We start from the raw sequence: 21,369 nt of genomic DNA, 5'->3' as shown, positions 1-21,369 counted from the left end.
GGTGCGGCGGTGTGGCCGCCCGGCGTGAGAGCTCCGGGCGGCCACACTCGCTCACGGCAGTGCGCCGAGTTGGTCGGAGAGCTGGTCGATGATGTTCTGGATCGTGGTGTCGACGTCTTGCTCGCCGTTGAGGTACTTGACCGTCTCATCGCGCACGGGGTCGCCCTCGGTGGTGACGCCGAGCACCTCGTACGCGAGATCGTTCTTCTTGATCTTCGCGGCGATCGCGTCGGAGGCGGCGATCTCCTCGTTGTAGAGCTCGAAGTCCTCGGCGTTGCTCGAGTAGGTGACCTCGAGGCCGTCGATCACCGGGAGGAAGCCGGATGTCTCGGCCAGCTCGCGGTAGTTCTCGGGCTCGTACAGCCACTCGACGAAGGCGAGCGCTGCATCCTCCTGGCCGCTGCCCTCGAAGACGACGATGTTCGCGGCGTTGCCGTAGTTCGTCGAACGGATGGGCTGCTTCGGCATGCGCACGGACTCCCATTCGAAGTCGGCGATGTTGACCGCGAAGTCGGCGATCTGCCACGACCCCGACATGTACGCCACGACGTCGCCGCTCTTGAAGAGGCCGTTCGGATCGCCGTCGGACAACCAGACCGACCGGGGCATGAACGAGTCGTCGTTGAGCGACGCGAAGTACTCCAGCGCTTCCTTGGTGGCGCCGTTCGTCTCGAACTGCCCGTCTTCGTCCGGCTGGAAGTAGTCAGACCCGAATTCGTAGAGGAACGCCTTGAGGCGGTGGGACGAACGGTCCATGACCATTCCGTACGTCGCCCCGGTGTTCGCCTGGACCTGCTTCACCGCGGCGACGTACTCGTCCCAGGTCCAGATGTCGTCGGGGCTCGTCGGGTAGGCGACGCCCGCCTGGTCGAAGAGCGTCTTGTTGATGAAGAGGCCGACCGCGGTGATGTCGGTGGGCACCGAGAGCACCTTGCCGTCCTCGTCGACGGCGGCGAGGTCGGTGCGGATATCGCTGCCCTCGGTGACGCTCGCGAGATCTACCGTCAGGTCCTTCCACACCGGGTCGATCCCTCCGACGCGGGCGAGGGCCGGCAGGTCGTTCGCCTGCGCGGCGTTCTTGAGCTTCGTGGGCAGGTCCTCGTTGGCGATGTCGACGATCTCGACCTCGACGCCGGTCTCCTCCTCGTAGAGCTCCGCCATGTGGGCGAAGCCGCCGCCCTGGTTCGCGTCGCCGGAGAGGAAGAACTGCAGCGGTTCGTCCGTGGCCTCTTCTTCGGCAGCCGGGCCGCCGGCGCAGGCCGTCATGAGCGCGAGCGTCGCTGCTGCCGCGAGGACGCCCATCGCACTGCTGCGTCGTCTTGGTTGGGATCGCATCATTGCCTCCTTCGTGATCGCTCGTCGCGGAGCGTCCATGAGATTCTCGCCGTCGCCGTGTGCACCGGCAATTCGGGAAAACGCTTTCAGGTTGGGCCATACTTTGTCAAGATAAACTTACAAAGTCCGGACAAGTGTCCACGACAGCACGCGTGAGCCGGGGGGACAGCCTCCCTCGGCGGGGCACGATCGTGCTCGGTTGCCGCCCGCGCCCGGATTCCGTTAGGATGGATCGTCACTCGTGTGACATCCCTGTCCGCATGCCCATCGCGGAACCAACAACACGCTCTACCTCTGCGACGGGCCCGATATTGTCCAATACGGAGCATTCACTACATGACAACCGCAACGACCAAGGCACCCAAGCAGGTCGCGATCAACGACATCGGATCTGCTGACGATTTCCTCGCCGCGGTCGAGAAGACTTTGAAGTTCTTCAACGACGGCGACCTCATCGAGGGTACCGTCGTGAAGATCGACCGCGACGAGGTGCTCCTCGACGTCGGATACAAGACCGAGGGTGTGATCCCCTCCCGTGAGCTTTCCATCAAGCACGACGTCGATCCCACGGAGGTCGTCAACGTCGGCGACACCGTCGAGGCGCTCGTCCTTCAGAAGGAAGACAAAGAAGGCCGCCTCATCCTGTCGAAGAAGCGCGCTCAGTACGAGCGTGCGTGGGGCGACGTGGAGAAGATCAAGGAAGCCGATGGCGTCGTGACCGGTTCGGTCATCGAGGTCGTCAAGGGCGGCCTGATCGTCGATATCGGCCTTCGCGGCTTCCTCCCGGCTTCGCTCATCGAGCTGCGCCGCGTGCGCGACCTCACGCCGTACCTCGGCCAGGAGATCGAAGCGAAGATCCTCGAACTCGACAAGAACCGCAACAACGTCGTGCTCTCGCGCCGTGCGCTTCTCGAGCAGACGCAGTCCGAGTCGCGTTCGACGTTCCTCGCGAACCTGCACCCGGGCCAGATCCGCAAGGGCGTCATCTCCTCGATCGTCAACTTCGGCGCGTTCGTCGACCTCGGCGGCGTCGACGGCCTCGTGCACGTCTCCGAGCTGTCGTGGAAGCACATCGAGCACGCCAGCGAGGTCGTCGAGGTCGGCCAGGAGGTCACCGTCGAGGTGCTCTCCGTCGAGCTCGACCGCGAGCGCGTCTCGCTCTCGCTCAAGGCGACGCAGGAGGACCCGTGGCAGGTCTTCGCCCGTACCCACGCGATCGGTCAGGTCGCGCCGGGCAAGGTCACGAAGCTCGTGCCGTTCGGTGCGTTCGTTCGCGTGGCCGACGGCATCGAGGGTCTCGTCCACATCTCCGAGCTCTCCGGCAAGCACGTCGAGCTCGCAGAGCAGGTCGTGTCCGTCGGTGAAGAGGTCTTCGTCAAGGTCATCGACATCGATCTCGAGCGTCGCCGCATCTCGCTGAGCCTCAAGCAGGCCAACGAGGGTGTCGACCCCGAGGGCACCGAGTTCGACCCGGCCCTTTACGGCATGCTCACCGAGTACGACGAGCAGGGCAACTACAAGTACCCCGAGGGCTTCGACCCCGAGACCAACGAGTGGCGCGAGGGCTTCGAAACCCAGCGCGAGAAGTGGGAGCAGGACTACGCTGCCGCCCAGGCTCGTTGGGAGGCGCACAAGAAGCAGGTCGCGCAGGCGAACACCGTCGCGGCCACCGACGAGACGTTCGCCGGTGCTGCTTCGTACTCGAGCGATGCCGCCGGCGCGGGAACCCTCGCCGACGACGCGTCGCTCGCAGCGCTTCGCGAGAAGCTCTCAAGCAACAACTAGTCGTTCGCGACGAACGGAAGGCCGGTCCCCGCGGGGGCCGGCCTTCCGCCGTTTCAGGGAGCGGTCTGCGGATGTCGCGAGCGCCGGTTCCGCCGGCGGCGCACGAGCACGACCACCATGATCACGATGAGCACGATGCCGACCACGACGAGCAGCGGGGCGAGGAGCGCCGCGAAGGCGAGGGCGAAGCTGCCGACATCTTCAGCGGCACTTGCGACGGGTGCGCCGACGCCCGCGGTCGCGGCATTGATGACCGGACGAGCGACCGCCTTGGCCAGGTGGACGAGGAGCGCGAGCACCACGCCGATCGCCACGGGCACCCAGTCCTGTGAAGCGACGAAGGCCTCGGGATCGGTCACCGCGGCCGTCGTGGCGCTGACTCCCGAGCCGAACGCGAGCCCGCCCGCCGTGGGCCTCACGATGGTCTGCACGAGGTCGTTCACGGAGTCGAAGCCCGGAATCTTGTCGGCGATGAACTCGACGACGAGCAGCACGACGAGAATCGCGAGGACCCACTCGTTCGAGAGCCACGCCCAGCCGGGCGGCAGGTCGATGAGCCCAGTGAAGCGGTCGAGTGCGCCGATGACCACGAGAGGAATCCACGCGTTCAGACCGGCCGCGAGTGCAAGCCCTGTTCCGGTCAGCAACTCGAGCATGCGCGCCCCTTCTCGGTCTTCGCGTCGAGTGTCGCACGATTAGAGTGGATGCGTGTATCTGATCGGTCTCACTGGCGGAATCGCCTCTGGAAAGTCCACCGTCGCGAGAAGGCTCTACGAGCACGGAGCAGTGCATATCGATGCCGACGACCTCGCGCGTCGCGTCGTGGAGCCGGGCAAGCCGGCGCTCGCGGCGATCGCCGAGGAGTTCGGCCCCGGCGTCCTCCGTCACGACGGCTCGCTCGATCGGGCGAAGCTCGGTGAGCTCGTGTTCGGCGACGACGAGGCCCGAGCCCGGCTCAACGCCATCGTGCATCCTGCGGTGCGGGAGCTGTCCGGCCGGCTGATCGCGAAGGCGGAGCAGGAAGACCCCGACGCGGTCGTCGTATACGACGTGCCCCTGCTCGTCGAGGCATCCGTCGATCACCCCTTCGATCTCGTGGTCGTCACGAGCGCACCGCGCCGCACGCAGGTCAAGCGCCTCGTCGAGGAGCGCGGGCTCGATCCGATCCAGGCGGAGGCGCGCGTCGACGCCCAGGCCGACAATGCCGCGCGGTTGGCGATCGCCGACGTCGTCATCGACACCGACGGCACGCTCGCGCACACCATGAGCCAGACCGACGCCCTCTGGCATCGCATCGAGGAGGAGCAGGCCGGCCGTAGTGTCGGCGGGCGATCCTAGACTGGAGAGCATGCAGGCCACCCGATCCGTTCGACCGTTCGAGGTCGTCAGCGACTATCGCCCGAGCGGCGACCAGCCCGCTGCGATCGCCGAGCTCGCGGGGCGCATCAACGCGGGTGAGACCGATGTCGTGCTGCTCGGCGCGACCGGCACTGGCAAGTCCGCGACCACCGCCTGGCTCATCGAGCAGGTGCAGCGGCCAACGCTCGTGCTCGCGCACAACAAGACGCTCGCCGCGCAGCTCGCCACCGAGTTCCGCGAGCTCATGCCCAACAACGCCATCGAGTACTTCGTCTCGTACTACGACTACTACCAGCCCGAGGCCTACGTGCCGCAGACCGACACCTTCATCGAGAAGGACTCGTCGATCAACGCCGAGGTCGAGCGGTTGCGTCACTCCACGACGAATTCCCTGCTCAGCCGGCGCGACGTCGTCGTGGTCTCGAGCGTCTCGTGCATCTACGGACTCGGCACGCCCGAGGAGTATCTCGGCGCAATGATGCCGTTGACGGTCGGCCAGCGCGTCGATCGCGACTGGCTCATCCGCAAGTTCGTCTCGATGCAGTACCAGCGCAACGACGTCGACTTCTCCAGGGGCAACTTCCGGGTGCGCGGCGACACGATCGAGATCATCCCGATCTACGAGGAACTCGCGATCCGCATCGAGATGTTCGGCGACGAGATCGAGGCGCTCTACAGCCTGCATCCGCTCACGGGCGAGGTCGTGGCCAAGCTCGACGCCGTGCCGGTGTTCCCCGGCTCGCACTACGTCGCGAGCACCGACGTGATGCAGCGCGCGATCGGCACGATCCGCGTCGAGCTCGAGGAGCGCCTCGCCGAGCTCGAGCGCGAGGGCAAGCTCCTCGAGGCGCAGCGCCTTCGCATGCGCACGACGTTCGATCTCGAGATGATGGAGCAGATCGGGTTCTGCTCGGGCATCGAGAACTACTCGCGGCACATCGACGGCCGGGCCGCCGGTGAGGCGCCGCACTGCCTGCTCGACTACTTCCCCGACGACTTCCTCGTCGTCATCGACGAGTCGCACGTGACCGTGCCGCAGATCGGCGCGATGTACGAAGGAGACTCGTCGCGCAAGCGCACCCTCGTGGAGCACGGCTTCCGACTGCCGAGCGCGCTCGACAACCGGCCGCTGAAGTGGGACGAGTTCAAGGCGCGTGTCGGCCAGACGGTCTACCTCTCGGCGACGCCCGGCCGATACGAGATGGGCATCGCCGACGGGATCGTCGAGCAGATCATCCGCCCGACCGGCCTCGTCGACCCGCAGATCGTCGTGAAGCCGTCGAAGGGGCAGATCGACGACCTGCTCGAGGAGATCCGGCTTCGCGCCGGGCGCGGCGAGCGAGTGCTCGTCACGACGCTCACGAAGAAGATGGCCGAAGAGCTCACCGACTTCCTCACCGAGGCGGGGGTCCGCGTGCGATACCTGCACTCCGACGTCGACACCCTGCGCCGGGTCGAGCTGCTCACCGAGCTCCGTGCGGGTGTCTACGACGTGCTCGTCGGCATCAACCTGCTGCGCGAGGGTCTCGACCTGCCCGAGGTCTCGCTCGTCGCGATCCTCGATGCCGACAAGGAGGGATTCCTCCGCTCGTCGACGTCGCTCATCCAGACGATCGGTCGCGCGGCGCGAAACGTCTCCGGCGAAGTGCACATGTACGCCGACGTGCTCACCGACTCGATGAAGTCCGCAATCGACGAGACCACTCGTCGCCGCGACCGGCAGCTCGAGTACAACCGCGCCAATGGCATCGATCCGCAACCGCTGCGCAAGCGCATCGCCGACATCACGCAAGTGCTCGCTCGCGAAGAGGCCGACACCGCGGCGCTCCTCGCCGGTCGTGACGCGAAGCGCAAGGCTCCCGTGCCGAACCTCCGTCGTGAGGGCATCGCGGCGGCAGGGGCCAACGACCTCGAAGAGCTCATCCGTGATCTCAACGAGCAGATGCTGCAGGCCGCGGGTGAGCTGAAGTTCGAGCTCGCCGCACGGTTACGCGACGAGGTCTCCGACCTGAAGCGTGAGCTTCGCCAGATGGAGAAGGCCGGGCACCTCGGCTGACCGATCTGCCGCATTTGGGCGGCGACCGATTGCAGGCGCAGCGGGCGAAACCGAGAATCGAACGTATGTTCGCTGACAGCACGCGCTCTCCGGGTGGGGGTGTCAGTGGGCTTCTCTAGACTCGTAAGGTGCCAGTTTCACGTCTCGATGCCCATTCGCACCTGAGTGTTCGCGGTGCCCGCGTTCACAATCTGCAGAATGTCGATGTGGAGATCCCGCGCGACGCGATGGTCGTTTTCACCGGGCTGTCGGGGTCGGGCAAGTCGTCGCTCGCCTTCGACACGATCTTCGCCGAAGGGCAGCGCCGGTATGTCGAGTCGTTGTCGGCCTATGCACGCCAGTTCCTCGGCCAGGTCGACCGCCCCGACGTCGACTTCATCGAGGGCTTGAGCCCGGCCGTGTCGATCGACCAGAAGTCGACCAACCGAAACCCGCGGTCGACCGTCGGCACGATCACCGAGATCTACGACTACATGCGGCTGCTCTGGGCTCGCATCGGCGTGCCGCACTGTCCGGAGTGCGGCGAGCGCATCCAGCGGCAGACGGTGCAGCAGATCGCCGATCAGCTCATGGAACTGGCAGAGGGCACACGCTTCCAGATCGTCAGTCCCGTCGTCTCGCAGAAGAAGGGCGAGTTCGTCGACCTCTTCCGCGAGCTCGCGGCACAGGGCTATTCGCGCGCGGTCGTCGACGGCGACGTGATCCGGCTGTCCGAGCCGCCCACGCTGAAGAAACAGGTCAAGCACGACATCTCGGTCGTGATCGACCGGCTCGTGGCCGGTCCCGATGTGCTCGGCCGCCTCACCGATTCGCTTGAGACGGCGTTGCGCCTCACCGACGGGCTCGTTCAGGTGAACTTCGTCGACGAGACCGGTCCCGCCGCGTGGAGCACCTTCTCCGAGAAGCTCTCGTGCCCCAACCAGCACCCGATCCAGCTCACCGAGATCGAGCCACGCACGTTCTCCTTCAACGCGCCGTTCGGCGCCTGCCCCGAATGCTCGGGCCTCGGCACACGCATGTCGGTCGACGACTCGCTCCTGCTCGGCGATCCCACGCTCAGCATCTCCGAGGGCGTCATCCTGCCGTGGACCTCACAGGGCAAGAGCCTCTACAACTACTACGAGAAGCTGCTCGACGGCCTCTCCCGCGATCTCAAGTTCTCGCTCGCCACCCCGTGGGAAGAGCTCGCCGACGACGCACGCGCTGCGGTGCTCCGGGGCGACAACTTCGAGGTCAAGGTGCGCTGGCGCAACCGCTACGGTCGCGAGATGAGCTACAGCTCCGGTTTCGAGGGCGTGGTGCCCTACATCGAGCGCCAGTACCTCCAGGCCGAGACCGATGCGCAGCGCGCACGCTGGTCCGAATACCTTCGCGAAGTGCCCTGCCAGGTGTGCGACGGCAAGCGGCTGAAGCCCGAGGTGCTCTCGGTGCTCGTGCACGACATGAGCATCGCCGATGCGTGCCTCCTGAGCCTCACCGACGCCCGTGCCTTCATGGACCGCCTCGACCTGACGCAGCGCGAGCAGACCATCGCGGCCCAAGTGCTCCGCGAGATCAAGCTGCGCCTCGACTTCCTCATCCGGGTCGGGCTCAGCTACCTCGACCTCGCTCGGGCCGCCGGCACGCTCTCGGGCGGAGAGGCACAGCGCATCCGGCTCGCCACCCAGATCGGCTCAGGCCTGACCGGTGTGCTCTACGTGCTCGACGAGCCGAGCATCGGACTCCACCAACGCGACAACCGCCGGCTCATCGACACGCTCATCGCATTGCGCGACCTCGGTAACACGCTCATCGTCGTCGAGCACGACGAAGACACCATCCGCACGGCCGACTGGATCGTCGACATCGGACCGGGCGCGGGAGTCAACGGCGGCACGGTCGTCCACTCTGGCAGCTACGCCGACCTGGTGAAGAACACGCGCTCGCTCACCGGCGATTACCTCTCGGGCCGCAAGGAGATCCCCATTCCCTCGCACCGTCGCCCCATCGATCCCGAGCGGATGATCCACGTGCAGGGCGCCGAGGCGAACAACCTCCGTGGTGTCGACGTCGAGTTCCCGCTCGGCACGTTCACCGCCGTCACCGGGGTGAGCGGTTCCGGCAAGTCATCGCTCGTGAACGACATCCTCTATCGCGTGCTCGCGAACCGCTTGAACGGAGCCCGCAAGGTGCCCGGCAAGCACCGCCGCGTCACCGGCCTTGATCAGCTCGACAAGGTGGTGCACGTCGACCAGGCACCGATCGGTCGCACGCCGCGCTCCAATCCCGCCACGTACACCGGGGTGTTCGACCGGATCCGCACCCTCTTCTCCGAGACGAACGAGGCGAAGGCTCGCGGGTACCTCCCCGGCCGCTTCAGCTTCAACGTCAAGGGCGGCCGATGCGAGGCGTGCTCGGGCGACGGCACGATCAAGATCGAGATGAACTTCCTGCCCGACGTCTATGTCGCGTGCGAGGTCTGCGGCGGCAAGCGCTACAACCGCGAGACGCTGCAGGTGCACTACAAGAGCAAGAACATCGCCGAGGTGCTCGAGATGCCCATCAGCGAGGCGGCGGAGTTCTTCGAGCCGATCTCGGCGATCCACCGCTACCTGAAGACGCTCGTCGACGTCGGTCTCGGCTACGTGCAACTCGGCCAGAGCGCCACGACCCTCTCGGGCGGCGAGGCGCAGCGAGTCAAGCTCGCGACCGAGCTCCAGCGACGTTCGAACGGTCGAAGCGTCTATGTGCTCGACGAGCCCACCACGGGCCTGCACTTCGAAGACGTGCAGAAGCTGCTCAAGGTGCTCGGCAAGCTCGTCGAGAAGGGCAACACCGTCATCGTCATCGAGCACAGCCTCGACGTCATCAAGTCGGCCGACTGGATCATCGACCTGGGGCCAGAGGGCGGCTCCGGCGGAGGGCAGGTCGTCGCCACGGGCACGCCCGAGCAGGTCGCAGAGGTCCACGACAGCCACACCGGCTATTTCTTGCGTGAGATCTTCGGAGCGGCATCCGTCCGCGCCGAGGTCGCCAGCTAGGCGATGAACGAGACCGTCGCGTACCGCCCGAGGGTGGGGGAGATCCCGACCGCTCCGGGCGTCTACCGTTTCCGTGACGCCGATCGCCGCGTGCTCTACGTCGGCAAGGCGAAGAATCTCCGGGCGCGGCTGTCGAACTACTTCGCGCCGTTGCGGAGCCTGCACGAGCGCACGCGCCGAATGGTCACCACTGCGACCTCCGTCGAATGGACGGTGGTCGCGAACGATGTCGAGGCGCTGCAACTCGAGATCACGCTCATCAACGAGTTCAGCCCGCCGTTCAACGTGCGATTCAAAGACGACAAGTCCTACCCCTACCTCGTCGTGACGCTCGCCGACGAGGCGCCGCGGGCCATGGTGTCGCGTCGCCGCGGCATCCCCGGTGCACGGTACTTCGGGCCGTATCCGAAGGTCTGGGCGGTCAACGAGACGCTCGAGGTGCTGCTCAAGCTGTTCCCGATCCGCACGTGCAAGGACTCCGACTACAAGCGCGCCATGGCGAGCGGCCGGCCTTGCTTCGCAGGGCAGATCGGACGCTGCTTCGGCCCCTGCTCGAGGCTCGTCACGATCGAGGAGCACCGCGAGAACGTCGACCGATTCGTCGCGTTCATGCAGAACCAAGACCGGCGCATCATCGGCGAGCTGACGCAGCAGATGAAGGCGGCGGCGGCGGCGCAAGACTATGAGACTGCCGCGCGCAGGCGCGACCAGCTCCAGGCCGCCGAGTCCTTCTTCGAGAAGAGCGCGGTGGTGCTCGGCGAGTCGGTCGACATCGACGTGTTCGGCATCGACCACGACGAGCTCTCCGCGGCGGTGCAGCTCTTCATCGTGCGTGGCGGTCGGGTGCGCGGCGTCCGCTCCTGGACGGTCGACAAGGAGCTCGACGTTCCGCTCGGCGAACTCGTCGACTCGGTCGTGCAGAACGCCTACGTCGACGACATCCGGCCGCCGGGCGAAGTCGTCGTACCCGAACTGCCCGACGACGCCGCCGCGCTCGAGACGTGGCTCGCAACGCTCGCGGGGCGCAAGGTGCGGCTCCGCGCCGCCCAGCGCGGCGACAAGGCGGCGCTGCTCCAAACCGCGACCCAGAACGCGAAGCAGTCCCTGATGCTCTACAAGACGCGTCGGAGCGCCGACTTCACCACCCGGTCCCGCGCGCTCGAAGACATCCAGGAGGCGCTCGGCATGGCCGACGCGCCGCTGCGAATCGAGTGCTTCGACGTCTCGCATCTCAGTGGCACCAACATCGTCGCGTCGATGGTGGTGTTCGAAGACGGCCTGCCGCGCAAAGACGAGTACCGCCGATTCACCATCCCGCAGTCGAGCGACGACACCGATTCGATCCACCAGGTGCTCACCAGACGGCTCGCCTACCTCTTGCAGCCCGGGTGGAACGGTGAGGTCGGCGACGTCGGTGCGGCGGGCCTCGAAGGGCCGGATGCAGCGACGGATGCCGCCGCGGCATCCGGATCTCGCAAGAAGTTCGCCTATCGCCCCAACCTCCTCGTCGTCGACGGAGGCCAGCCGCAGGTCGAGGCCGCGGCGCGGGCCCTCGCCGAATCCGGGGTCGAGGGCATCGCGCTCTGCGGCATCGCGAAGCGGCTCGAGGAGATCTGGACTCCCGATGCCGACTTCCCCGTGATCCTGCCGCGCAACAGCGACGCGCTCTTCCTCTTCCAGCGTGTTCGCGACGAGGCGCACCGGTTCGCCATCACGCATCAGCGACAGCGTCGCAAGCGCGACATCGGCTCGGTGCTCTCCGAGATCCCGGGTCTCGGCCCGTCGCGCGTGAAGCAACTCCTGCGTCACTTCGGCTCGGTCACGCGACTTCGTGCCGCGACCGAAGTCGAGATCGCAGAAGTGAGCGGCATCGGGCCGGTGCTCGCGGCGACGGTGCATCGTCAGCTGCGCGCTGACGGCGTGTCGGCGCCCCGGTAGGCTGGGGTGTCGACACGCGGAAGGGGACCTCGAGACGATGGCAGCTGAGGCCGAGCAGCAAGAGATGCTCATCGTCACTGGGATGTCCGGTGCGGGCCGGTCGACCGTCGGCAATGCTCTCGAAGACCTGGGCTGGTATGTCGTCGACAACCTGCCTCCGCAGATGCTGCGCCCGCTCGTCGAGCTCGTCGAACGCGCCGGCGCCTCCTTGCCCCGCATCGCGGCGGTCGTCGACATCCGCGGCGGCGACTTCTTCTCGGAACTCCGAGAGATCATCCAGGCGCTGCGCACGGGGGTGAACGTGCGCGTCGTCTTCCTCGACGCGACCGACACCGTGCTCGTGCGCCGCTTCGAATCGGTGCGACGACCGCACCCGCTGCAGGGGTCGGGCACGCTGCTCGACGGCATCGGCGACGAGCGTGCGCGTCTGGCCGAGCTTCGAGAGGCGAGCGACATCGTCATCGACACCACCGATCTCAACATCCACCAGCTCGCGAATCTCATCACCGAGACCTTCGCCGAAGAGGGCCAAGCCGGACTCCGGGTGACCATGCTGAGCTTCGGGTTCAAGTACGGCGTGCCCTCCGACGCCGATCTCGTGGCCGATGCCAGGTTCCTGCCGAACCCGTTCTGGGTTCCCGAGCTGCGCCATCTCTCCGGTGAAGACCGCGCGGTGTCGGAATTCGTGCTCGAGCAAGCGGGCGCGCGTGAGTTCATCGACGCCTATGCCAAGGCGCTGGAGCCGGTCCTGGCGGGCTACCAGCGTGAGAACAAGCGGCACGCGACGATCGCCATCGGATGCACCGGGGGAAAGCACCGATCGGTCGCCATCATCCGAGAGCTCCGCAAGCGAATCGAGAAGATGCCCGGGGTCGCCGTGAGTGTCAAGGATCGCGACCTCGGCCGCGAGTGACTCGGCGCGGCGTGACATTCGATGAGGCGCGACGACAAGATGACGAAAGATTGGACGTGAAGTGGCATTGACCGCGGATGTGAAAGAAGAGCTCGCGCGAGTCGACGTGCCGAAGACCAGCGTGAGGGCGGCTGAGCTCGCGGCGGTGCTGCGCTTCGCCGGCGGCCTTCACATCATCTCCAGCCGCATCGCGATCGAGGCCGAGCTCGACTCACCAACGATCGTGCGCCGGGTGACGCGCGACCTCGGCGAGATCTACGGCGTTCGCCCCGACGTGTCGGTGATCTCCCCTTCCGGCATCCGTCGTTCGAACCAGTACCTCGTGCGCGTGCTCGACGGGGGAGAGACCCTCGCCCGGCAGACCGGCCTCCTCGACGCGCGCCGACGACCGGTGCGAGGACTGCCGAACAAGCTCACGACGGGTTCGCGCGATGAGGTCGCGGCCATCTGGCGGGGCGCCTTCCTCGCTCAGGGGAGTCTCACTGATCCCGGCCGTTCGGCCGCACTCGAGATCACCTGCCCCGGCAACGAGACCGCGATGGCGCTCGTCGGCGCCGCCGGCCGGCTCGGCATCTCGGCGAAGGCACGTGAAGTGCGCGGCGTGCACCGGGTCGTGATCCGCGACGGCGAGGCGATCAGCGCGATGCTCGCCGTGATGGGCGCCACCGAGACGGTGCGCAACTGGGAGGCGCTCCGGCAGCGGCGCGAGGTGCGGGCCACGGCGAACCGGCTCGTCAACTTCGACGACGCGAACCTGCGGCGATCGGCGCAAGCCGCCGTCGCAGCCTGCGCACGCGTCGAACGTGCCATGGAGCTCTTGAGCGACGGCATCCCCGATCACCTGAAGTACGCCGGAGAACTTCGGCTCGCCCACCGCGATGCAAGTCTCGACGAGCTCGGCCACTACGCCGACCCGCCGATGACGAAAGACGCCGTGGCCGGCCGCATCCGCCGCCTGCTCGCAATGGCCGACAAGCGCGCCGCCGAACTCGGTGTACCGGGCACGGAGGCGAGCCTGCCCGCCGACCTCGACGAGGTCTGATCGCCCCTCGCTCTCGAGCGTCGTCCCGCGTCATACGCCACGCGGGCACCGCTCGCGACGGGCATAGACTCGAAAGGCAGCCGCGGAACACCGGGCAGGAGCCCGGCACGCCCGGCATCTGAGAAGGAGAAGCAATGGCTGACTACACCCTCCCGGATCTCGCCTACGACTACTCGGCGCTCGAGCCGAGCATCAGCGGCACGATCATGGAATTGCACCACTCGAAGCATCACCAGGCCTACGTCACCGGCGCGAACACCGCGCTCGCGCAACTCGCTGAAGCCCGCGACTCGGATAACCTCGCGAACGTCAACAAGCTCGAGAAGGACCTCGCGTTCAACCTGGGCGGGCACATCAACCACTCGATCTTCTGGACGAACCTCTCGCCCAACGGCGGCGACAAGCCCGCCGGTGAGCTCGCGTCGGCGATCGACGACGCATTCGGTTCGTTCGACAAGTTCCAGGCCCACTTCACGGCGACCGCGCTCGGTGTGCAGGGTTCCGGGTGGGCAGTGCTCGCCTGGGATTCGATCGGACAGCGCCTCATCATCGTGCAGTTCTTCGACCAGCAGGGAAACCTCCCCGCCGGCATCGTGCCCCTCCTCATGCTCGACGTCTGGGAGCACGCGTACTACCTCGACTACAAGAACGTGCGTGCCGACTACGTGAAGGCGTTCTGGAACATCGCAGACTGGGCGAACGTCCAGGAGCGCTTCACCACCGCACGCGAGAAGACCTCAGGGCTGCTGCTACTGTCGTAGCGGATGGTGTCCCCGGACCCGTCCGGGGACACCGCTGTCCGATCAATTCACCCTTGCAATAGCGCGATCGCGCACGTCAAACAGGAGACATCCGTGTCTGTAAAGATCGGCATCAACGGCTTCGGCCGCATCGGCCGCAACTACTTCCGCGCCGCCCTCGCGCAGGGCGCAGACCTCGACATCGTCGCGGTGAACGACCTCACCGACAACAAGACGCTCGCACACCTGCTGAAGTACGACTCGATCACCGGGCGACTCGACGCGACCGTCGAGTTCGACGAAGGACAGATCATCGTCAACGGCAAGGCGATCAAGGTCTTCGCAGAGCGCGACCCCGCCAACCTGCCGTGGGGCGAGCTCGGCGTCGACATCGTCATCGAGTCGACCGGCTTCTTCACGAAGGCCACCGATGCGCGCAAGCACATCAACGCCGGCGCCAAGAAGGTGCTCATCTCGGCTCCCGCCACCGATGAGGACGCGACGTTCGTCATGGGCGTCAACGAGCACGAGTACGACGCCGAGAAGCACCACATCATCTCGAACGCCTCGTGTACCACCAACTGCCTCGCGCCGCTCGCCAAGGTGTTCAACGACGAGTTCGGCATCGAGCGCGGTCTCATGACCACGGTTCACGCGTACACGGCCGACCAGAACCTCCAGGACGGCCCCCACAAAGACCTGCGTCGTGCACGTGCGGCCGCCGTCAACATCGTGCCGACCTCTACCGGCGCCGCGAAGGCCATCGGTCTCGTGCTGCCTGAGCTCGTCGGCAAGCTCGACGGCTTCGCCCTGCGCGTCCCGGTTCCCACCGGTTCGATCACCGATCTCACGGTCACCTCCTCTCGCCCGGTCACCGTCGACGAGGTCAAGGCCGCCTACAAGGCCGCCGCAGAGGGGCCCATGAAGGGCATCCTCAAGTACACCGAAGACGAGATCGTCTCGAGCGACATCGTCAGCGACCCGCACTCGTCGATCTTCGATGCGGGCCTGCTGCGCGTCCTCGGCGATCAGGTGAAGCTCTCGAGCTGGTACGACAACGAGTGGGGTTACTCCAACCGCCTCGTCGACCTCACCGAGTACGTCGCCGAACGTCTCTGAGCCGAGTCATCGTGACCCTGCGAACGATCGATACTCTCGGTCCGCTCGCCGGCAAGCGCGTCGTCGTCCGTTGTGACCTGAACGTTCCTCTGCAGAACGCGGTCATCACGGACGACGGCCGCGTGCGGGCATCGGTCCCCACGCTCGAGGCCCTCATCGGCCAGGGCGCCCGCGTCATCGTGGTCTCCCACCTCGGGCGGCCCGACGGAGCGCCCGACCCGAAGTACAGCCTCGCTCCCGTCGCGGCGCGCCTCGGCGAGCTGCTCGACGCTCCGGTCGGCTTCGCCGCCGACACCGTCGGAACGGATGCCGCGGCCAAGGTCGCGGCGCTCGGCGACGGCGAGGTGCTCGTGCTCGAGAACCTCCGGTTCAACCCGGGCGAGACCAGTAAGAACGAGGCGGAGCGCACCGCGTTCGCGGGCGAGCTCGCCGCGTTCGCCGACGCCGTGGTTTCCGACGGGTTCGGCGTCGTGCATCGCAAGCAGGCGAGCGTCTTCGAACTCGAGGAGCTCCGGCCGAGCGCGGCAGGACTGCTGATCGCCGCCGAGCTCGAAGTGCTCGACCGGCTCACCGAATCGCCTGAGCGCCCCTACACGGTCGTGCTCGGCGGATCGAAGGTCTCCGACAAGCTCGGCGTCATCGCACACCTGCTGCCCCGAGTCGACACCCTGCTCATCGGGGGCGGCATGCTCTTCACCTTCCTCGCTGCACAGGGCCACAAGGTCGGCTCGAGCCTGCTCGAGGAAGACCAGATCGAGACGGTGCGCGGCTATCTCGCCGAGGCGACGGAGCGTGGCGTGTCGATCGTGCTGCCGACTGACGTCGTCGTTGCGTCAGCCTTCTCGGCCGAGGCAGAGCACGTCGTGACGCCCTCGGATGCGATCGAGGAGACGCCGTTCGGGGCATCCGGACTCGGACTCGACATCGGGCCCGACACCGCAGCGGTCTTCGCCGAGCACATCCGCGGTTCGAAGACGGTGTTCTGGAACGGGCCCATGGGCGTGTTCGAGCTCGCGCCGTTCGCTGCAGGCACCCTCACGGTCGCCGAGGCCCTCACGGCCGTCAATGGGCTCAGTGTCGTCGGCGGCGGCGACTCCGCCGCCGCGGTGCGGCAGCTCGGGTTCTCCGACGACCAGTTCGGTCATATCTCAACGGGCGGAGGCGCAAGCCTCGAGTTCCTCGAAGGCAAGAAGCTTCCCGGACTGGAGGTCCTCGGATGGCAGTGAAGCGCACTCCGTTCATCGCAGGGAACTGGAAGATGAACCTCGATCACCTGCAGTCGATCGCGTTCGTGCAGAAGCTCGCGTGGAGCCTCGCCGACGCGAAGCACGACTTCGCCGACGCCGAGGTGGCGGTGTTCCCGCCGTTCACCGACCTGCGATCGGTGCAGACGCTCGTCTCGGCTGACTCGCTCCCGATCGCGTACGGCGCACAGGATGTCTCGGCGCACGACTCCGGGGCATACACGGGTGAGATCTCGGGGGCGTTCCTCGCGGCACTCGACTGCCGGTACGTGATCATCGGCCACTCCGAGCGACGCACCCTGCATGGCGAGCGCGATGCCGACATCAACGCGAAGGTGCTCGCTGCGCACCGCCACGGCCTCATCCCCGTGCTGTGCGTCGGCGAGACCGCCGAAGACCTCGAGGCGCATGGCCCGAGTGCCGTGCCGGTCGCGCAGCTGCGCGCCGCGCTGGAAGGCGTCGACGGGTCGAAGGGACTCGTCGTCGCCTACGAGCCGGTCTGGGCCATCGGCTCGGGTCAGGCCGCGACGCCCGATCAGGCCGAGCAGGTCGCCGCAGCTCTTCGTGGCGTGCTCACCGAGGTGTTCGGTGACGAGACCGCCCAGGCGACGCGCGTGCTCTACGGCGGCTCGGTGAAGGCGGCGAACATCGCCTCGTTCCTTCGCGAACCGAACGTCGATGGGGCACTCGTCGGCGGAGCGAGCCTCGACATCGCCGAGTTCTCGAGCATCGCGCGGTTCAAGAAGCACGTCGGAGCCTAGCCCGCCTCCTCGGCCGCGGCTCGCGTGCCGTTATACTGATTGTCGGCCCGACCCCCTGCGTCGTGCCCGGAAAGGTTCACCGTGGAGATTCTCCAGGTCGTCCTGCAGGTGCTGCTCGGTCTCACGAGCCTCCTGCTGACACTGCTCATCCTGTTGCACAAGGGCCGCGGTGGCGGTCTCTCCGACATGTTCGGAGGAGGCGTCACCTCGAGCCTCGGCGCATCGGGTGTCGCCGAGCGAAACCTCAACCGGATCACGGTCATCCTCGGACTCATCTGGGTGACCTGCATCGTCGTGCTCGGTCTCATCACCAAGTTCGACGCCGGAATCTGACGGGGGAGAAGAAGATGGCTTCAGGAAACAGCGCCATTCGTGGCTCGCGCGTGGGCGCCGGGCCGATGGGCGAACAGGATCGTGGCTTCCACGCCGATCGCGTCGCGGTGAGCTACTGGGACGCCCAGGGCAATGAGACGGTGCGGTACTTCGCAGCGAACCTGCCCGAAGAGGAGATCCCCGACACCATCGACAGCCCCTCCACGGGGCTGCCCGCCGGGCGCGATCGCGAGAACCCGCCTTCGGTCTCGAAGCTCGAGCCGTACAAGACGCACCTCGCCTACGTCAAGGAACGTCGCACCGACGAAGAGGCCGCTGCCCTGCTCGACGACGCACTCACGCAGTTGCGCATCCGGCGCGGACAGGCCTGAGGCACCGAACCAGAACCAGACATGAAGCAGGGCCGGCTCCAAAGGGCCGGCCCTGCTTCATGTCTGCGACGGACGTGTTCAGTAGTCGGGCGTGATGAGCTCTTCGGGAACTTCGGCAGCCGCTTCACGGTCCACGAAGAACACCGTGCGTCGGCGTCCCTTGATGCCGGCGACGGGCACTTCGTCGCGGCTCGCACCGGCGAGGGCGAGTCCGAGCGCTGAGGCCTTGTCGGCTCCTGCGAGCACGATCCAGATGCGCTGCGACGCGTTCAGCACGGGTCGTGTGAGGCTCAATCGCTCGGGCGGCGGCTTCGGCGAGTTCCGCACCGGGATGACCGTGCGGTCGGTGACCTGGATTCCCGATCGATGCGGGAACAGCGAGGCGATGTGCCCGTCGGGGCCGGCGCCGAGGAACGTGATGTCGAAGACGGGGTGCGGCAATCCGTCGACGCCGTGCGCCGCGAGTTCGGCTGCGTAGACGTCGGCGGCCTCGTCGAGCGAGATGCCGGCATCCGATGCCGGGAACGGGTGGACGTTCTCGGCCGGAAGCTCGAGCCGGTCGAGGAGGGCGGCTCGCGACTGTCCGTCGTTGCGCTCGGCATCTCCGGCGGGCACCCACCGCTCGTCGCCCCACCAGAAGTGCACGCGCGACCAGTCGACCGAGGTGTGGGCCGGCGACGACGCGACCGCCTCGAGCACAGAGGCGCCCATCGTGCCGCCGGTGAGCACGATGTGCGCGAGCGGTTGCGCGTCGAGGATGTCGAGCGTCTTCGTGATGAAGCGCGCCGCCACCGCTCCTGCGAGCGAGGCCTTGTCGGGGTGTACGAGCACGCGGCGCTCATTCGTCATGCGGCGCGGCCTCCTCCATCGTCGGCGTCCTCGAGCAGGGCGAGCCCGCTCGTGATCACTTCACCGTACAGCTCATCGGGGTCGAGGCGTCGGAGCTCGTCGGCGAGGCAGTCACGGAGATTCCGCCGCGGCAGGGCGAGATCGTGCAGCGGCTGGCTCGGCTGACGAAGCGTCGCGATGCCGGGCACGTCGCGCACGAGTTCGATGGCGCCGCCATCCCGCCCGAGTCGCACCCCGTGGATGCCGTGCGAACCGGCTTCCACACTCGTCAACTCGTAGGTGGTCGGAGCCGACAGCTGCAGCTTCAGCCACGCCGCGAGCAGTGTCGTCGAGGGGGAGTCGATCGCCCCCGTCACGTGGACGTCGGTGACGGGTTCGTATGGCGGCTGGTCGAGCACGGCGGCGAGTTGCGCGCGCCACAGTGTCAGGCGAGTCCACGCGAAGTCAGCGTCGCCTGGGGTGTAGCTCGAGGCGAGATTGTGAAGCGCGGCCTGGGGATCGGGCTGCGTCGAGGCATCCGTGATCCTGCGGTGTGCGATGCGGCCAAGCGGCGACTTGCCGGGAACCTCGGGTGCGGCAGCGGGCCACCAGGTCACCACGGGGGCATCGGGCAGCAGCAGGCCCATCACGAGGCTCTCCTCGTCGCTGGCCGCATCGCCGCACGCTCGAAGCACGATGACCTCGCTCGCGCCGGCGTCGCCGCCCACACGGATCTCGGCATCGAGCCGCGGCTCGACCGCCGAGGTCTCGGTGCCCGGCTCCCGTGAGACCACGATCACGCGCATCGGATGCTCGCGCGACGCGTCGTTGGCGGCCTCGATGGCCTCCTCTTCGGCGCCGGGGGAGGTGGCGATGACGAGCGTGAGCACCCGACCGAGCGCAACGACGCCGCCCTCTTCGCGGATCTTCACGAGGGTCTTCGAGACCTGGCTCGTGGTGGTGTCGGGCAGATCGACGATCATGGGCGTCTCCAGCTTCGTCCGTCGCGTTCCAGCAGCTCATCGGCCGAGGCGGGCCCCCAGGTGCCGGGGCGGTATTGCTCGGGCTGGCCCTGGGTCTCCCAGAACTCCTCGATCGGGTCGAGGATCTTCCACGAGAGCTCGACCTCCTCCTGACGGGGGAAGAGCGGCGGGTCGCCGAGCAGCACGTCGAGGATGAGGCGTTCGTACGCCTCGGGGCTCGCCTCGGTGAACGCGTGCCCGTAGCCGAAGTCCATCGTCACGTCGCGCACCTGCATGCCGGCGCCGGGGACTTTCGAGCCGAAGCGGATGGTGACCCCTTCGTCGGGCTGTACCCGGATGACGAGGGCGTTCTGCCCGAGTTGCGACGTCTGGCTGGCGGCGAAGACCTGCTGGGGTGCCCGCTTGAAGACGACGGCGATCTCGGTGACCCTGCGGCCGAGTCGCTTGCCCGCACGAAGGTAGAACGGCACGCCGGCCCATCGGCGGGTGCCGATGGTCAGCTTCATGGCCGCGTAGGTCTCGGTGGTGGACTCGGGGTCCATGCCGTCTTCGTCGAGGAAGCCGATGACCTCTTCGCCTCCCTGCCAGCCGCCCGCGTACTGCCCACGTGCGGTGCCCGTCGCGAGGTCTTCGGGCAGTCGCACCGCGGCGAGGATCTTCTCCTTCTCGGCGCGGAGGTCGCTCGCCTCGAAGGAGATGGGCTCCTCCATGGCGGTGAGCGCGAGCAATTGCAGCAAGTGGTTCTGGATGACGTCGCGGGCCGCGCCGATGCCGTCGTAGTAGCCGGCACGGCCGCCCACGCCGATGTCCTCGGCCATCGTGATCTGCACGTGGTCGACGTAGTTCGCGTTCCAGATCGGCTCGTAGAGCTGGTTCGCGAACCGGAGGGCCAGGATGTTCTGCACCGTCTCCTTGCCGAGATAGTGGTCGATGCGGAACACGGAGTCGGGCGGGAACACCGAGGCGACGACGTCATTGAGCTCGCGCGCCGTCTGGAGGTCGGACCCGAACGGCTTCTCGATCACGACGCGGCGCCACTGGTCGCCGTTCTGCTCGGTGAGCCCGGATCGCTTGAGCTGCTCGGTGACGAGCGGGAAGGACTTCGGCGGGATCGACAGGTAGAACGCGTGGTTGCCCATCGTGCCCCGCTTCTCGTCGAGTTCGCCGACGACCTCACGCAGGCGGTCGAATGCGGCGTCGTCGTCGAAGTCGCCCTGCACGAAGCGGATGCCGCGAGCGAGCTGCTTCCAGACGTCCTCACGAAATTCGGTGCGGGCATACTGCTTCACCGAATCGTGCACGACCCGTTCGAAGTCCTCGTCGGCCCATTCGCGGCGTGCGAAGCCGACGAGCGCGAAGCCGGGCGGCAACAGGCCCCGGTTCGCGAGGTCGTAGACCGCGGGCATGAGCTTCTTGCGCGACAGGTCGCCCGTCACGCCGAAGATGATGAGGCTCGAGGGGCCGGCGATGCGATTCAGCCGGTAGTCCTTCGGGGAACGCAGCGGATTGTGCTGCGCGGTGATCGGGGCCGGTTGCATGCGG

The 21,369-nt window shown here is 67.0% G+C and carries 18 protein-coding genes; 13 read left to right on the top strand and 5 right to left on the bottom strand.

The features are described 5' to 3' along the window. Positions 1-51 precede the first annotated feature (51 nt). On the bottom strand, positions 52-1,335 hold the full coding sequence (locus QFZ29_RS08560; RefSeq protein WP_306893733.1) for an extracellular solute-binding protein: 1,284 nt from the start codon (positions 1,333-1,335) through the stop codon (positions 52-54). A gap of 336 nt (positions 1,336-1,671) precedes the next feature. Here QFZ29_RS08560 and rpsA point away from each other — a divergent pair, with 336 nt between their 5' ends. Then, positions 1,672-3,120: a 30S ribosomal protein S1 gene (gene rpsA / locus QFZ29_RS08555; RefSeq protein ID WP_129521207.1), complete on the top strand. Its 1,449-nt coding sequence runs from the start codon at positions 1,672-1,674 to the stop codon at positions 3,118-3,120. A 53-nt stretch (positions 3,121-3,173) separates the two neighbouring features. On the opposite strand, the gene QFZ29_RS08550 is transcribed toward rpsA, so the two are convergent. Next, a complete protein-coding gene (locus tag QFZ29_RS08550) occupies positions 3,174-3,776 on the bottom strand; it encodes a DUF4126 domain-containing protein (RefSeq protein ID WP_306893732.1) in 603 nt (200 codons plus the stop codon). A 52-nt stretch (positions 3,777-3,828) separates the two neighbouring features. Between QFZ29_RS08550 and coaE the strand changes: the two genes are divergently transcribed. The 12 genes from coaE to QFZ29_RS08490 all read left to right on the top strand — a co-directional run bounded on the left by coaE (position 3,829) and on the right by QFZ29_RS08490 (position 18,016). Further along, the gene (gene coaE / locus QFZ29_RS08545) at positions 3,829-4,458 is read left to right on the top strand and encodes a dephospho-CoA kinase (RefSeq protein ID WP_306893731.1); all 630 of its coding nucleotides are present in this window, start codon (positions 3,829-3,831) and stop codon (positions 4,456-4,458) included. Between the two features lie 10 nt (positions 4,459-4,468). Further along, positions 4,469-6,535, top strand: a complete 2,067-nt coding sequence (gene uvrB / locus QFZ29_RS08540) for an excinuclease ABC subunit UvrB (protein ID WP_306893730.1) — start codon at positions 4,469-4,471, stop codon at positions 6,533-6,535. Positions 6,536-6,663: 128 nt separating this feature from the next. Further along, on the top strand, positions 6,664-9,555 hold the full coding sequence (gene uvrA, locus QFZ29_RS08535; RefSeq protein ID WP_306893729.1) for an excinuclease ABC subunit UvrA: 2,892 nt from the start codon (positions 6,664-6,666) through the stop codon (positions 9,553-9,555). Positions 9,556-9,558: 3 nt separating this feature from the next. Beyond that, positions 9,559-11,493 (top strand): excinuclease ABC subunit UvrC, encoded by a 1,935-nt coding sequence (uvrC, locus tag QFZ29_RS08530; RefSeq protein WP_306893728.1) that lies wholly within the window; start codon positions 9,559-9,561, stop codon positions 11,491-11,493. 37 nt (positions 11,494-11,530) lie between these two features. Further along, complete coding sequence (gene rapZ, locus QFZ29_RS08525; RefSeq protein ID WP_306893727.1) at positions 11,531-12,406, top strand: RNase adapter RapZ; 876 nt, start codon at positions 11,531-11,533, stop codon at positions 12,404-12,406. A gap of 61 nt (positions 12,407-12,467) precedes the next feature. After that, a complete protein-coding gene (gene whiA / locus QFZ29_RS08520) occupies positions 12,468-13,448 on the top strand; it encodes a DNA-binding protein WhiA (protein ID WP_129521200.1) in 981 nt (326 codons plus the stop codon). A gap of 134 nt (positions 13,449-13,582) precedes the next feature. Then, positions 13,583-14,209 (top strand): superoxide dismutase, encoded by a 627-nt coding sequence (locus tag QFZ29_RS08515; RefSeq protein ID WP_306893726.1) that lies wholly within the window; start codon positions 13,583-13,585, stop codon positions 14,207-14,209. 93 nt (positions 14,210-14,302) lie between these two features. After that, the gene (gap, locus tag QFZ29_RS08510; RefSeq protein ID WP_129521198.1) at positions 14,303-15,307 is read left to right on the top strand and encodes a type I glyceraldehyde-3-phosphate dehydrogenase; all 1,005 of its coding nucleotides are present in this window, start codon (positions 14,303-14,305) and stop codon (positions 15,305-15,307) included. A gap of 11 nt (positions 15,308-15,318) precedes the next feature. Further along, positions 15,319-16,533, top strand: a complete 1,215-nt coding sequence (locus tag QFZ29_RS08505; protein WP_306893725.1) for a phosphoglycerate kinase — start codon at positions 15,319-15,321, stop codon at positions 16,531-16,533. Further along, complete coding sequence (tpiA, locus tag QFZ29_RS08500; RefSeq protein ID WP_306893724.1) at positions 16,524-17,312, top strand: triose-phosphate isomerase; 789 nt, start codon at positions 16,524-16,526, stop codon at positions 17,310-17,312. Before QFZ29_RS08505 ends, tpiA begins: the two co-directional genes overlap by 10 nt. 81 nt (positions 17,313-17,393) lie before the next feature. After that, positions 17,394-17,645 carry a preprotein translocase subunit SecG gene (gene secG / locus QFZ29_RS08495; RefSeq protein ID WP_022888045.1) on the top strand — a complete coding sequence of 84 codons (252 nt, stop codon included), beginning with the start codon at positions 17,394-17,396 and terminating at the stop codon, positions 17,643-17,645. 14 nt (positions 17,646-17,659) lie between these two features. Further along, positions 17,660-18,016 (top strand): RNA polymerase-binding protein RbpA, encoded by a 357-nt coding sequence (locus tag QFZ29_RS08490; RefSeq protein ID WP_306893723.1) that lies wholly within the window; start codon positions 17,660-17,662, stop codon positions 18,014-18,016. Positions 18,017-18,094: 78 nt separating this feature from the next. On the opposite strand, the gene pgl is transcribed toward QFZ29_RS08490, so the two are convergent. Genes pgl through zwf form a run of 3 tightly spaced genes read right to left on the bottom strand, consistent with a single transcriptional unit; the run spans position 18,095 to position 21,365 of the window. After that, on the bottom strand, positions 18,095-18,865 hold the full coding sequence (gene pgl, locus QFZ29_RS08485) for a 6-phosphogluconolactonase (RefSeq protein ID WP_306893722.1): 771 nt from the start codon (positions 18,863-18,865) through the stop codon (positions 18,095-18,097). Then, a complete protein-coding gene (locus QFZ29_RS08480) occupies positions 18,862-19,827 on the bottom strand; it encodes a glucose-6-phosphate dehydrogenase assembly protein OpcA (RefSeq protein WP_306893721.1) in 966 nt (321 codons plus the stop codon). The genes pgl and QFZ29_RS08480 overlap by 4 nt, the downstream gene beginning before the upstream one ends. Next, on the bottom strand, positions 19,824-21,365 hold the full coding sequence (zwf, locus tag QFZ29_RS08475) for a glucose-6-phosphate dehydrogenase (protein WP_306893720.1): 1,542 nt from the start codon (positions 21,363-21,365) through the stop codon (positions 19,824-19,826). The genes QFZ29_RS08480 and zwf overlap by 4 nt, the downstream gene beginning before the upstream one ends. Positions 21,366-21,369: the final 4 nt, after the last annotated feature.

The sequence above is a fragment of the Agromyces albus genome (assembly GCF_030815405.1).
Classification (GTDB): Bacteria; Actinomycetota; Actinomycetes; order Actinomycetales; family Microbacteriaceae; genus Agromyces; species Agromyces albus_A.
This window is presented reverse-complemented; position numbering and strand designations above follow the sequence as displayed.